Origin of the sequence: Actinoplanes sp. NPDC026619 (assembly GCF_040638295.1) — a bacterium.
Classification (GTDB): domain Bacteria; phylum Actinomycetota; class Actinomycetes; order Mycobacteriales; family Micromonosporaceae; genus Actinoplanes.
Genome location: NZ_JBEZYA010000046.1, coordinates 14910 through 27695, shown reverse-complemented (window position 1 = coordinate 27695; position 12786 = coordinate 14910). Strand labels below are relative to the sequence as shown.

Here is a 12786-nt window from a genome sequence, read left to right as displayed (position 1 = left end):
CCAGAAGGGCATGCCTAAGGAGGGCACAGTATGAGCGCCGCCCCGGGCCAGACCGTAGGGCCCTTCTTCCACCTCGGGCTTCCGTACGAGCGGGGCCATGAGCTGGTGCCGCCGGGCCGCGCGGACGCGATCCGGCTGCACGGCCGGGTGTTCGACGGCAGCGGCGTGCCGGTGCCGGACGCGATGATCGAGATCTGGCAGCCCGGCCCCGACGGCCAGGTGCTGCAGGAGCCCGGCTCGATCCGGCGCGACGGCTGGACGTTCACCGGTTTCGGCCGCGCCGCCACCGACCCCGAGGGCCACTACTGGTTCTCGACGCTCGAGCCCGGCCCCTCGTCGCCCGGCAAGCCGGCCTTCTTCGCGGTGGCGGTGTTCGCCCGCGGCCTGCTCGACCGCCTGTTCACCCGCGCCTACCTCTCTGATCCGCAGGGCGCCGACGCTCTGCTCGACTCGGTCGCCGCCGACCGCCGCGACACGCTGATCGCCACCCGCGACGACGTCGGCTACGTCTTCGACATCCACCTGCAGGGCCCCAAGGAGACGGTCTTCCTGAGCTTCCCGAGGCACCGCGGCATCTGGGCATGACCGGCGGGCTGCTGTGGCCGGGCGAGCACCGCGCCGGTGAACTCTTCAGCGACGAGGCGGTCGTCGTGGCGATGGTTCGCGTCGAGGAGGCGTGGCTGGGGGCCGTCACCGGCGCCGGCCACGACCTCTCCGGCCTGGTCGGGCCGGCCGACCTGCCTCGCCTGGCCCGTGACGCCGAGGGCGGCGGCAACCCGGTCATCCCGCTGGTCAAGCTGCTGCGCAAACGTGCCGGCCCGGCCGTCGCCGAGGCCCTGCACACCGGCCTGACCAGCCAGGACGTCCTGGACACCGCCATCGTCCTCAACCTCGTCGCGGCCATCGCCCGGATCAAGGCGGACCTGTCGGTGCAGATCGGCGAGGTGGCCTACCTCGCCGAACGGCACCGCGCGACCCGGATGGCCGGGCGCACCCTCACCCAGCACGCCATCCCGATCACCTTCGGGCTCAAGGCGGCCGGCTGGCTGCACGGCCTGCTCGACGCCCGCGACATCCTCGACGGCGCGGCCGAGCTGCCGATCCAGATCGGCGGGGCGGCCGGCAGCCTGGCCGCGCCCACCGTCCTGGCCGGCTCCCCGGAACGCGCCCTCGCCCTCGTCGCCGCCGCGGCCGCCGACCTCGGCCTGCCGGTCCGCGCGCCCTGGCACACCACCCGGGCCCCGCTGACCCGGGCCGCCGACGCGTTCGTCACCTGCACCGACGCCTGGGGCAAGATCGCCAACGACGTGCTCCTCGGCAGCCGCCCCGAGCTGGGCGAACTGTCCGAACCGGCGGTCGAGGGCCGGGGCGGCTCGTCGGCGATGCCGCAGAAACAGAACCCGGTCCTGTCCGTCCTGATCCGCCGGGCCGCCCTCACCGCGCCGCAGCTGGCCGCCACCCTGCACCTGGCCGCGGCCGAGGCGGTCGACGAGCGCCCGGACGGCTCCTGGCACGTCGAGTGGCCCACCCTGCGCACGCTGGCCCGCCGCACCGTCGTGGCCGCGTCGCAGACCGCCGAGCTCCTGGCCGGCCTGCAGGTCGACGCCGAGCGGATGGCCGCCACCCTGGCCGCGGCCCGCCCCGGCATCGACGCCGAGCGCGCCAAGATGGGCGACGACGGCCCCTACCTGGGCGCCACCGACCAGATCATCGACGGCGCCCTCGAACGAGCCCAGGGCAAACCGTGCTGACCGCTGTCGCCCGCCGCGACACGGCCGGCGAAGCCGCGGAGGGGAAGCCATGCTGACCGCAGTCACCCTGGTCGATGCGCCCGATCGGCCGCTGCTGCTGCTCGGGCCGTCGCTCGGCACCTCGATCGAGACCCTCTGGGGGCGTTGTGCGGCGCTGCTGCACGGCAACTACCACGTGGTCGGCTGGGAACTGCCGGGTCACGGCCGTGGCGCGCCGGCAACGGACGACTTCGACCTGGCCGGCCTCGCCACGGAGGTGCTCGAGCTGGCCGACCGGGTGCGGCCGGGCGCCACCTTCCGATACGCCGGGGACAGCGTCGGCGGAGCGGTCGGCCTGCAACTGTTGCTGGACGCGCCGGCCCGGGTCGAGTCGGCGGTGCTGCTCTGCACGGCCGCGAAGATCGGCGAGAGCGACGGCTGGTTGCAGCGGGCCGAGACGGTCCTCGCGGCGGGCACCGAGGCGGTGGTGGCGGGTTCGATCGAGCGCTGGTTCGGGCCCGGTTTCACCGAGCGTGAGCCGGCCGCGGCCGAAGCGCTGCTCGACGTGCTGCGCGGCACCGACGCGGAAAGCTATGCCCTGGTGTGTGTGGCTCTGGCGATGTTCGACGTCCGGGACCGGCTCGGCGAGATCATCGCGCCGGTTCTGGCGATCGCCGGGGCCGAGGACCAGCCCACCCCGCCGGACGGCCTGAAGTTCATCGCCGAACGCGTGCGGAATGGCCGGTTCGCCGCACTCGACGGCGTCGCCCACCTGGCGCCGGCCGAACAGCCGGCCACGGTGGCGTCGCTGATCGACGAGCATTTCGCCCGGGGACGGCAGAGACCGTCCGCCGGCTCGACCCGGAGCAGTCGGATAGTGCGGCGCTCCCCGGCCGACCGGGCGATCCGGTCGGCTCGGCAGATGCTCGCGCAGGGGCCGCCGGCTGAACCTTTGCCGGCGGAGAGCCGTCCGGGGGAGCGCACGCTCGACGAGACCCGGGCGGCCGGCATGACGGTGCGCCGCGCGGTCCTGGGCGACGAGCACGTCGACCGGGCGGTCGCCGGGACGACCCCGTTCACGCAGGATTTTCAGGACCTCATCACGGCGTACGCCTGGGGGGAGATCTGGACCCGCCCGGGCCTGGACCGCCGCAGTCGCTCGATGATCACCCTGACCGCGCTGATCGCTCTCGGCCACCACGACGAGCTCGCCATGCACGTGCGCGCCGCGCGGACCAACGGCCTCACCGACGACGAGATCATGGAAGTGCTGCTGCAGTCGGCGATCTACTGCGGCGTGCCGGCCGCGAACACCGCGTTCCGCATCGCGCAGCGGGTGCTTGCCGAGCTGTAGACCCGCATCGACGGGCCGGGCCGTCGCCCGGCCCTTTGTCATGCCCTGCTGACGAAGTACCGTCGCACCTGCTCAACACCGTTTCTAGGACTTCCGTTAACGATTAACTTCCAGGATTGACAAACAACTCCCCGGCGGGAAGCCTGAGACCGTCACCACAGCAGGGGAGCGACAGTGAAACCGAAATCAGGGATATTTCCGTCTTTGTTGGCCGCGACGCTGATCGTCGCCGGCTGCAGCTCAGGCGGCGGGAGCACGTCCGCCTCGGCCGGCGAAGCGATCACGCTGACCAGCACCACGCCCGCGGCCACCGGCGACATCGACAAGGTCACCTGGGCGCTGCCGAGCGGCGAGCCGACCTCGCTCGACCCCGCCAAGACCGGCGACTACTCGGCGAACTCGGTCGAGACCAACCTCTGCGAGAGCCTGCTGCGCCTGCAGCCCGACTTCTCCACCGCTCCCGGCCTGGCCAAGTCGGTGACCCAGAAGGACGCGACCACGGTCGTCATCACCCTGCAGGACGGCGTCACGTTCTGGGACGGCGCGGCGATGACCGCCGACGACGTGGTCTACAGCCTCGAGCGCAACCGGGACCCGAAGCTCGCCTCCTACAGCGCACACGTCTTCGCCAACGTCGCGAGCATCGGCAAGACCGGCCCGCTCGAGGTGACGGTCAAATTCCGTACGCCCGATGTGCAGTTCATCCCCGACCTGGCCGGCGTGCCCGGCGCGATCATCGAGAAGGCCTTCGCGTCGAAGGCGGGGGAGAAGTTCGGCACCCCGACCGGCGGCCTGATGTGCACCGGCCCGTTCCAGCTCGGCGCCTGGCAGACCGGGCAGAAGATCGAGCTGAAGCGCTACGACGGCTACTGGGGCACCAAGGCCAAGGCCGCCACCTTCGACTTCGTCTTCATCACCGACGACTCGACGCTGACCAGCACGCTGCTCGCCGGCGAGGTCGACGGCGTCTACGAGGCGCCGGTCGGCAGCCTGGCCGCCCTGCGCAAGACCACCGCCGGCAAGCTCTACTTCGGTCCCAGCACCGAGACGGTCAGCCTCGGCCCGGTCGCCGCCGACGGCCCGGCCGCCGACGCCCGCATCCGGCAGGCCCTCGACCTCGCCATCGACAAGAACACGATCATCACGAGCGTCCTCAAGGGCGCCGGCACCCCGCTCAAGACCTTCACCCCGCCGCTGGTCTGGCAGGGCAGCACGGCCAAGAACATTTACGACGAGGGGTACGCCGCCCTGCCCGACACGAGCAAGGCCGACCTCGACGCCGCGAAGAAACTCGTGGCCGCGGCCGCCCCGAGCCGCACCACCCTGGTCGTGGCGGTCCCGGCCGGCAACCAGGCGCTGCTGCAGACCGCCACCATCACCCAGGCGGCCGCCCAGCAGATCGGCCTGACCGTCACGATCAAACAGATGCAGCCGGGTGAGTACGCCGGCATGTTCTACGACCCGTCGCTGCGGGCCGGCATCGACTTCGTCGCGACCACCGGCTACCTCGAGGTGCCCGGCGCGCTCTACTACGCGCCCGGCTTCGTGATCAAGGGCGCCCAGTTCAACTGGACCGGCTACGACGACCCGGCGGTCACCCAGAAGGTCGTCGCCGCGGTGTCGGCCACCGACCCGGCCGAGTCGGCCAGGCAGTTCGTGGCCGCGCAGGCGATCTTCGGACCGGCGAAGCTGCAGATCACCCTGGCCGAGCAGTACAACCGCCTGTTCCTCGGCAAGCGCATCACCGGCGCCCCGGCCAGCTTCTCCTACATCAGTACGGCCTGGGCCGCCCAAGTCGGGGCAGCATGATCGGCTTTGTCGGGCGCAAGCTCGCCGGGATGCTGGGCACGGTTCTCGTCGCCAGCTTCGTCATCTACGGGGCGCTCTACCTCGCGCCCGGTGATCCGGCCAGCCTGCTCGCCGGGGGCCACGAGATGACACCGCAGGCGCTGGCCGCGATCCGGGCCCAGTACCACCTGGACGACCCGTTCCTGGTGCAGTACTGGCGGTGGCTCTCCGGCGTGCTGACCGGGCATCTCGGCGACTCGCTGGTGTTCAGGGAACCGGTCGGGCAGCTGATCGGAGCTCGTCTGCTCACCACGGTGGTGCTGGTGGCGTACGCATCAATCCTGATCTTGGGGGTTGGTGTCCTGTCCGGGATCGTGGCGGCCGTCGGTGGCCGGATCGCCGACGCGGCCGTCACCGTGACCACGACGGTGCTGATGGCCGCGCCCGCGTTCGTCGCCGCCATCGTGCTGATCTGGATCTTCGCGACGAAGCTGTCGTGGTTCCCGGTCTACGGCTCAGGCACCGGTTTCGGCGACCGGATCCACCACCTCACGCTGCCGGCCCTCGCGCTCAGCGCCGGCTACCTCGCCTACGTCTCCCGGATCACCCGGGCCGAGGTGCGCGCTTCGTTCGGTTCGGAGCACGCGGTCGCGGCCCGGGCCCGGGGCATCCGGCGCGGCCTCGTCCTGCGCCGGCACGTGCTGCGCAACGCGGCCGGCCCGGTGCTCGCGGTCTCCGGCATCACCGTGGCCGGCCTGTTCGCCGGCACCGCCATCGCCGAACAGGCCTTCGGCGTCAGCGGCCTCGGATCACTGCTCGTGCAGAGCGCGGCCCGCCAGGACCTGGTCGTCGTGCAGGTGCTCGCGCTGCTCCTGGTCGTCGCGTTCGTCGTGGTCAACATGCTCGTCGACGTGGCCAACGCGCTGCTGGACCCACGTCTGCTCCGTTCTGGGGAGGGCGGATGACGCTCGCTCTTGCTGCGCTGTTTCGTTCTGGGGAGGCCGTATGACGCTCGCTCTTGCTGCGCCGCTGGGGCTTCCCGCCCGGCGGCTGGCCTCGCTCGGCTGGGCCTCGTCGCTCGCCTCCGCGGTCTGCGTGCTGATCGTCCTGGTTGCGGTCTTTGCGCCCTGGATCGTTCCGCACGACCCCAACGCGGTCGATCCGCTCAATGCCTACGCCGGTTTCTCGGCGGCGCACCCGCTCGGCACCGACGACCTCGGCCGGGACCTGTTGTCCCGGCTCATCGCCGGGTCGCGTACCAGCCCGGCCGGCCCGCTCCTGGTGATCCTCCTGTCCGGTGTGGCCGGCACCGCCCTCGCCGTGTCGGCCGCGTGGATCGGTGGCTGGTTCGACGCGGCCGTGTCCCGGGTGCTCGACATCCTGTTCGCGTTCCCCGGGCTGGTCCTGGCTATCACCGTGACCGCGCTGTTCGGCGCCGGCTTCGTCGCGCCGGTGGTGGCGTTGTCCCTGGCCTACGTGCCGATCCTGGCCCGGGTGATGCGGGCTGCGGCGCTGCGCGAACGAGCGCTGCCCTACGTGGAGGCGCTCCGGGTGCAAGGTTTCTCCGGCTGGCACATCTGCCGCCGCCACCTGCTGCCGAACCTGGCGCCACTGCTGGTGGTGCAGGCCGCGATCAGCTTCGGGTACGCCATGATCGACCTCGCGTCGATCTCGTTCCTCGGCCTCGGGTTGCAGCCGCCGGCTGCCGATTGGGGCTTGATGATCGCCAATGGACAGCCGTCGATCCTGGCTGGGTTCCCGCAGCAGTCGATCGCGGCGGCGGCGGCGGTGGTTGTCACGGTGGTCGCGTTCACGGTGGTCGCGGAACGGATGGCCGCCCGATGAGCGCAACGTCAGACCGCCGGGCCCACGTGTTGGGGCCGACGATCGTTAGTGGGGCGAACGTTAGTGCGGCGAACGTTAGTGGGGCGAACGTTAGTGCCGCGAACGTTAGTGGGGCGAACGTTAGTGCCGCGAACGTTAGTGGGACGAACGTTAGTGGGACGAACGTTAGTGCGACTAACGTTCGGGAGGCGAACGGTCGGGATGTCCTTCTCGAGTTCGAGGGGCTTCGCGTTGAGGTGCCTACGCCGGTTGGGCCGCGGCCGGTTCTGCGGTCGGTGTCGCTGGCGATCGCCGCCGGTGAGGCCGTCGGGCTTGTCGGCGAGAGCGGCTCCGGCAAGTCGATGACCGCGAGGTCCGTGCTCGGCATGCTGCCCGCCGGGGCGACCCGCTCCGGCGCGGTGAGATTCCGGGGCGCCGAAATCGGTGGCCTCGACGCAGCCGGCCTGCGTCGCCTGCGGTCGCGTGACGTCGCCATGGTTTTCCAGGACCCGCGGGCGACCGTCAACCCGGTGCGCACCGTCGGCGACTTCCTCACCGAGGTGCTGCGCGAACGCGGCCTGTCGCGGCCCGCCGCGCTGGCGAAGGCCGGCGGGATCCTCGAGGACATCGGCGTCGACCACCTCCGGCGCCGGTTGAAGCAGCGCCCCTACGAACTCTCCGGCGGCCTGCTGCAACGGGTCGTGATCGCCGCCGCCCTGGCCGGCGAGCCGGACCTGATCCTGGCCGACGAGCCGACCACCGCCCTCGATGTCACCACCCAGGAGGAGGTGGTGGCGATCCTCGACGAGCAACGGCGGCAGCGGGGGACCGCGCTGCTGTTCATCTCCCACGACCTGGAGCTGGCGACGGCCGTGTGCGACCGGATCGCGGTCATGTACGCGGGCGAGATCGTCGAGATCCTCCCGGCCGCGCAGCTGCACGAGGCGGCGCGGCATCCGTACACGAAGGCGCTGCTGCGGGCCCGCCCCGGCTCGGTGCCACCGGGGGAGCGGCTGCAGACCGTGCCCGGCGTCCCACAGTCGGCCATCGACGCGCCCCCGGGCTGCGTGTTCGCCGATCGTTGCCCGGTTGCCGAGAGCATCTGCCGCACGGTCGTCCCGGCGCTGGTCGGCGGCGTCGCTTGTCACCTGGAGGGGGTGTCGTGATTCTCGAGGTGAACGACCTGCGCAAAGTGTTCCACCGTGACGAAGTCGCGGTGGACGGGGTGAGCTTCGCCGTTCCGGTCGGCGGCTCCCTCGCGATCGTCGGTGAGTCCGGCTCGGGCAAGACGACCTGCGCCCGGATTGTCGCCGGCCTGGAGCACGCGACTTCTGGAACGATCCAGCTCGGCGACTTGTCGCCTAAATCGGGCAGGAAGGAGAAAGCGCGCGTCGTCCAGATGGTCTTCCAGGACCCGTACCAGTCGCTGGATCGTCGTCAGACGGTCTCGAGCTGTCTCGGCGAGATCCTCGACTTCCACAGCGATCTCGACAAGTCGCAGCGAGCCGAGAAGATCAAGGACCTGCTCGATCTGGTCGGGCTGGATCAGCGCTACGCCACCGCGCTGCCGAAGCAGCTCTCCGGCGGCCAGCGCCAGCGGGTGGCCATCGCGCGGGCCCTCGCCCCGTTGCCCCGCCTGCTGATCCTCGACGAGGCGGTGGCCGCGCTGGACGTCTCCATCCAGGCCCAGATCCTGAATCTGCTGGTGGATGCGCGGGCGGCGACGGGCGTCGGCTACCTGTTCATCACCCACGACCTGTCGGTGGTGCGGCACGTCTGCGACGACGTCATCGTCATGCGCCGCGGCCAGGTCGTCGAACGCGGCCCGGTCGAGAAGGTCCTCGGCGACCCCACCCACGACTACACGAAGAAGCTGGTCGGCTCGATCCCGCGCCCCGGCTGGGTGCCGGCGAGGGGCAGCACCCGTGACTGACCTACAACTGATCGAGCAGCGCCTCGGCCGCCGTCCGGACCAGGCCGCCGCTCGCGATCGGCAGCTGGAGCTCGGCCATCGTCGAGTTGCCGAGGGCCAGGCACCACAACCCGTACGCCGCGGAACGCCGCTTCACCGCCGGCGCGTCCGGGTACTCGGCGGCGATCGCGTCGTCGATCGTGTCCACCGCGCCCAGGTACTGCGCCTGCATGATCGCGCGGATCCGCTCGTCGGTGATGCCGGCCGTGATCAGCTCGCGGATCACCGTGTCGTCGTCGCTGATCGGCAGGAAGCCGGACCCGAACAGGTAGTCCATCACGATCGGCAGCTTCGCCGGGCCGTCGGCCTTGGCGACCGCGCCGGTGAACTCGGACTCGTAGCCGGTGTAGAGCCACGACGCGAACGACCGCAGCAAATCGTCCCGGTTGCCGACGTAGTGCCGCACGTGACTGCGGCTCAGCCCGGACTCCTCGGCGACACGTTCCAGAGTCGTACCGGCCAGGCCGTTCTTGCGCAGGCAGCGGCCGGTGGCCTGCATGATCTGCTCGGTCCGCTCGGTAGCCATGCTCGGGCGACCCATGCCTGCTCCTGTCTTTGCGGTTAAGAAGAACTCTAATTGATTGTCATTGCGACGAAGAACGGAGTCACCCATGAACCTCCCCGACCCCCGACTGGCGTTCGCCTTCGAGGCCCGGGTCGACGTCGCGGAGTCGCTGGACGTCGGCGGGGGCCTCATGTTCACCCCGATCACGGGCGGGACGGTGGCCGGGCCGCGGCTCAACGGCGTGGTCCTCTCCGGCGGCGGCGACTGGTCCACCACCCGCGGCACGACCACCGAACTGGACGCGCGCTACCTGCTGCGAGCCGACGACGGCACGGTCATCGACATCGTCAACCGCGGCTTCTGGCGGGCCGATCCGGACATCGAGCGCCGCGTCGACGCCGGCGAGGACATCCCGGAGACCGAGTACTACTACCGCACCAGCCCGGTCTTCCGCACCGACGCGGAACAGCACCACTGGCTGACCGAGTCGGTCTTCGTCGGGCTGGCCCGCGGCGAGGCCGGCCAGGTGTGCATCCGCTTCTTCGAGGTGCTCTGAGATGACGATCGAGATCCACCGCACCGGCCCCGGGCCGCTCTCTCCGGACGCCACCCAGCACATGGTGCGGATGCGCGACGGTGTCCGGCTCGCGACCGATGTATATCTGCCGGCCGACACATCTACACCGGGCCCGACGATCCTGACCCGGCTGCCGTACGACAAGACCGGCGAGTACACGTTCATGCCGAAGGTCGCCGCCTGGTTCACCGCCCACGGCTACCGGATGGTCGTGCAGGACGTACGCGGAAAGTTCCGCTCCGAGGGGGAGACGCTGCTGTTCGTCAACGAGACGTACGACGGCTACGACACCATCGAGTGGATCACCCATCAGGACTGGTCCGACGGCGTCGTCGGGATGTGGGGCGACTCGTACTACGGCTACACCCAGTGGGCCGCCGCGTCGTCCGCGCACCGCGCGCTCAAGGCCATGGTCCCGCGGGTCACCGGCACCCGCCTCGGCGAGCTGCCGATTCCGGTCCCGGGCCGGCGCACCCACGACGTGGAGATGTCCGTTCACCGCTTCTACCCGCTGTCGATGTTCCACGACCGCGACATGCTCGAGTGGGAACTCGACTGGTCGCGGCGCCCCCTCGCGGCCGCGGTCGAGGAGTTCTTCCAGGCCGTGGGTTCTAGAAGTGCCTCCTACGACTTATGGTTCCCGCACCCGGTGAGTTTGCGAAGGTTCCCGGCCGGCAGCCCGTTCGATGCCCCCGCAGTTCCAGTACTCCTGACCCTCGGGTGGTGGGACAACTGCGCACCCTGGCAGTGGTCCGACTATCGCGAGCTAGAACAGCGGCCGGCATGGTTGCAGAACACCTTCCTGCTGCTGGAAGCCATCGACCACGAGAACAACAGCCATTTCGACCCGCACGCGACCCGCGACGAGTCCTGGATGAACCGCTATCTCGGACCGGCGGCCGAGTTCTTCGACGTCTTCCTCCGCGGCGAGGCCGCGACGATCCCCAAGGTCCGCTGGCAACTCGCGAACTCCGGCGACCCCACCTTGCGCGAGGCGACGGCCTGGCCCCCTTCAGCTGTACGCGAGAAGCAGTTTCATCCCCATCCCGATCGCACCCTGCTGCTCGATCCCGCCGGGGCGCCCACTGAACAGGGCTGGGTCCACGACGCGGCATCGCCGGTGCCCTCCCCGGCCCACGACCCGTTCTCCTTCCTGGCCGAAACCCCCGACGAGCGCGACCTCGCCGCCCGCGCCGACGTCCTGTCGTTCACCACCGCCCCCGTCACCAACCCGCTGGACCTGGTCGGCCCGATCGCGGTAACCGCCACCGTCGGCTCGGACGGCCCCGAGATGGACCTGTTCGCCCGCCTCGCCGACGTCGCACCGGACGGCTCGTCCCACCTGATCGCCCGCGGCCAGCAGACGATCCTCGACCCCGGCCGCGACTTCGAGGTGGAGATCGACCTGGGCCACGTCGGCTACCGCCTGCTACCCGGGCACGCGCTGCGCCTGACCCTGGCCAGCAGCGACGCCCCCGAGTTCATCCCCGCCCCCGGCACCGGCGAGCACCGCTGGCTGGCCGCCACCACCGAGCCCAACCACCAGCACGTCCGGCTGGGCGGCCCGAGCGGCTGCCGACTGACCATCACCGTCCTCTGAGAGGCCCCGCATGTCCTCCTACACCGAGCTCTCCGCCACCGAGATCGCCGAAGCGATCCGCACCGGCGTGGTCTCCGCCCTCGCCGTCACCGAGGCCCACCTGGCCCGCATCGCCGAGGTCAACCCGGCGGTGAACGCCGCCACCGTGGTCCTGGCCGACCGGGCCCGCGAGGCGGCGGCCGCCCAGGACGCCCGGATCGCCGCCGGCGAGCAGGCCGGCCCGCTCGCCGGCGTGCCCATCTCGGTCAAGGAGAACATCGACCTGACCTGGTCGGCGACCACCTCGGGCCTGCCGTGGGCCACCGAGCACCTCCCGCCGGCCCACGCGAGCTTCGTGACCAAGCTCCTCGACGCCGGAGCGATCCCGGTCGCCCGGGGCAACATGCCCGACATCGGGCTGCGCTGGGACACCGACAACGACCTGTACGGCCGCACCTTCAACCCGTGGGACCGCGGCCGGGTGCCCGGCGGGTCGAGCGGCGGCGATGCGGTGATCGTGGCGACCGGCATGGCCGCGGCCGGCCTCGGCAACGACTACGGCGGCTCGCTGCGCCTGCCCGCCCACGCGGCCGGCATCGTGGCCCTGCGCCCGTCGGCCGGCCGGGTGCCCGCCCCCACCCGGCAGATCACCCCGGTCGACCTGTCCCTGCAGGCGTTCGCCGTGAACGGCCCGCTGGCCCGTACCGTCGCCGATCTTGACCTGCTCTTCGGGGTGATGCACGGCGCCGACGACGTCGACCCGTGGAGCGTGACCGTGCCGCACCCGTCGTCCTACGACGGCCCGCGCCGGGTCGCGGTGACCGCCGACCCGGCCGGCTGGGGTGTCGAGCCGCAGGTGGCCGCGGCCGTCCGTGCCGCCGCCGACGCGCTGGCCGCGGCCGGCTGGCAGGTCGAGGAGGCCGAGCCGCCGCAGGTGGACCGCTGCGCCACCCTCTGGCGGCAGATCTCCGCCTCCGAGATGGGCCCCGGCCTGCTCACCCCCGGCGTGTTCCCGGGTCCGCTGTCGGCCGGCACCGTGAAGTACTTCGCCGACAACGTGGCCGGCGTGGAACTGCTCGACACGGCGCCCGCCTACGCCGCCGCCTGGGCCGAGCGGCACGCCCTGGCCGCGCTGTGGCGGCAGTTCCACACCCGCTACCCGGTCGTGCTCGGCCCGGTCACCACCGCGGCGATGCCGGCGATCGGCTGGGACCTCACCGGCCCCGAGGCGACCACCGAGCAGTGGCGCCAGCACCGCCTCCTGGTCACCGCGAACTTCCTCGGCCTGCCCGCAGTCGCGGTGCCGACCGGCCTCGCCGACGGCCGCCCCCAGGGCGTCCAGGTGATCTCCCGTTTGCACGGCGAGCACATCGCCCTGGCCGCCGCCCGCGACATCGAGGCCGCCCGCGGCGCCCTGACTCCGATCGACCCGCGCCCCTGAACCGGGTGGCGGCCGG

12 protein-coding genes and 1 pseudogene are annotated in these 12786 nt (G+C 71.4%); 12 read left to right on the top strand and 1 reads right to left on the bottom strand.

Annotated elements, in window-relative coordinates; all coding sequences use genetic code 11:
* Positions 1–30: 30 nt before the first annotated feature.
* The 9 genes and pseudogenes from pcaG to AB0E90_RS48510 all read left to right on the top strand — a co-directional run bounded on the left by pcaG (position 31) and on the right by AB0E90_RS48510 (position 8629).
* A complete protein-coding gene (gene pcaG, locus AB0E90_RS48550; protein WP_360420079.1) occupies positions 31–585 on the top strand; it encodes a protocatechuate 3,4-dioxygenase subunit alpha in 555 nt (184 codons plus the stop codon).
* Positions 582–1751 (top strand): lyase family protein, encoded by a 1170-nt coding sequence (locus AB0E90_RS48545; RefSeq protein WP_360420076.1) that lies wholly within the window; start codon positions 582–584, stop codon positions 1749–1751. The genes pcaG and AB0E90_RS48545 overlap by 4 nt, the downstream gene beginning before the upstream one ends.
* Positions 1752–1800: 49 nt before the next feature.
* Positions 1801–2499: pseudogene (locus tag AB0E90_RS48540) on the top strand (alpha/beta fold hydrolase); the annotation flags it as partial.
* A gap of 240 nt (positions 2500–2739) precedes the next feature.
* Positions 2740–3084 carry a 4-carboxymuconolactone decarboxylase gene (pcaC, locus tag AB0E90_RS48535; protein ID WP_360420154.1) on the top strand — a complete coding sequence of 115 codons (345 nt, stop codon included), beginning with the start codon at positions 2740–2742 and terminating at the stop codon, positions 3082–3084.
* A 174-nt stretch (positions 3085–3258) separates the two neighbouring features.
* Complete coding sequence (locus tag AB0E90_RS48530) at positions 3259–4893, top strand: ABC transporter substrate-binding protein (protein ID WP_360420073.1); 1635 nt, start codon at positions 3259–3261, stop codon at positions 4891–4893.
* The gene (locus AB0E90_RS48525; protein ID WP_360420070.1) at positions 4890–5837 is read left to right on the top strand and encodes an ABC transporter permease; all 948 of its coding nucleotides are present in this window, start codon (positions 4890–4892) and stop codon (positions 5835–5837) included. The genes AB0E90_RS48530 and AB0E90_RS48525 overlap by 4 nt, the downstream gene beginning before the upstream one ends.
* 40 nt (positions 5838–5877) lie before the next feature.
* Positions 5878–6717, top strand: a complete 840-nt coding sequence (locus AB0E90_RS48520) for an ABC transporter permease (RefSeq protein ID WP_360420067.1) — start codon at positions 5878–5880, stop codon at positions 6715–6717.
* Positions 6714–7862, top strand: coding sequence for an oligopeptide/dipeptide ABC transporter ATP-binding protein (locus AB0E90_RS48515; RefSeq protein WP_360420064.1), 1149 nt, complete (start codon positions 6714–6716; stop codon positions 7860–7862). Before AB0E90_RS48520 ends, AB0E90_RS48515 begins: the two co-directional genes overlap by 4 nt.
* Positions 7859–8629 (top strand): ATP-binding cassette domain-containing protein, encoded by a 771-nt coding sequence (locus tag AB0E90_RS48510; RefSeq protein WP_360420062.1) that lies wholly within the window; start codon positions 7859–7861, stop codon positions 8627–8629. The genes AB0E90_RS48515 and AB0E90_RS48510 overlap by 4 nt, the downstream gene beginning before the upstream one ends.
* 1 nt (position 8630) lies before the next feature.
* Here the strand turns inward: AB0E90_RS48510 and AB0E90_RS48505 are convergent, their stop codons facing one another.
* Positions 8631–9209: a TetR family transcriptional regulator gene (locus AB0E90_RS48505; protein ID WP_360420059.1), complete on the bottom strand. Its 579-nt coding sequence runs from the start codon at positions 9207–9209 to the stop codon at positions 8631–8633.
* 70 nt (positions 9210–9279) lie between these two features.
* Here AB0E90_RS48505 and AB0E90_RS48500 point away from each other — a divergent pair, with 70 nt between their 5' ends.
* Genes AB0E90_RS48500 through AB0E90_RS48490 form a run of 3 tightly spaced genes read left to right on the top strand, consistent with a single transcriptional unit; the run spans position 9280 to position 12770 of the window.
* Positions 9280–9729, top strand: coding sequence for a DUF3237 domain-containing protein (locus tag AB0E90_RS48500; RefSeq protein WP_360420056.1), 450 nt, complete (start codon positions 9280–9282; stop codon positions 9727–9729).
* Position 9730: 1 nt separating this feature from the next.
* Complete coding sequence (locus tag AB0E90_RS48495; protein WP_360420053.1) at positions 9731–11350, top strand: CocE/NonD family hydrolase; 1620 nt, start codon at positions 9731–9733, stop codon at positions 11348–11350.
* Positions 11351–11360: 10 nt separating this feature from the next.
* Positions 11361–12770: an amidase family protein gene (locus AB0E90_RS48490; protein ID WP_360420050.1), complete on the top strand. Its 1410-nt coding sequence runs from the start codon at positions 11361–11363 to the stop codon at positions 12768–12770.
* Positions 12771–12786: the final 16 nt, after the last annotated feature.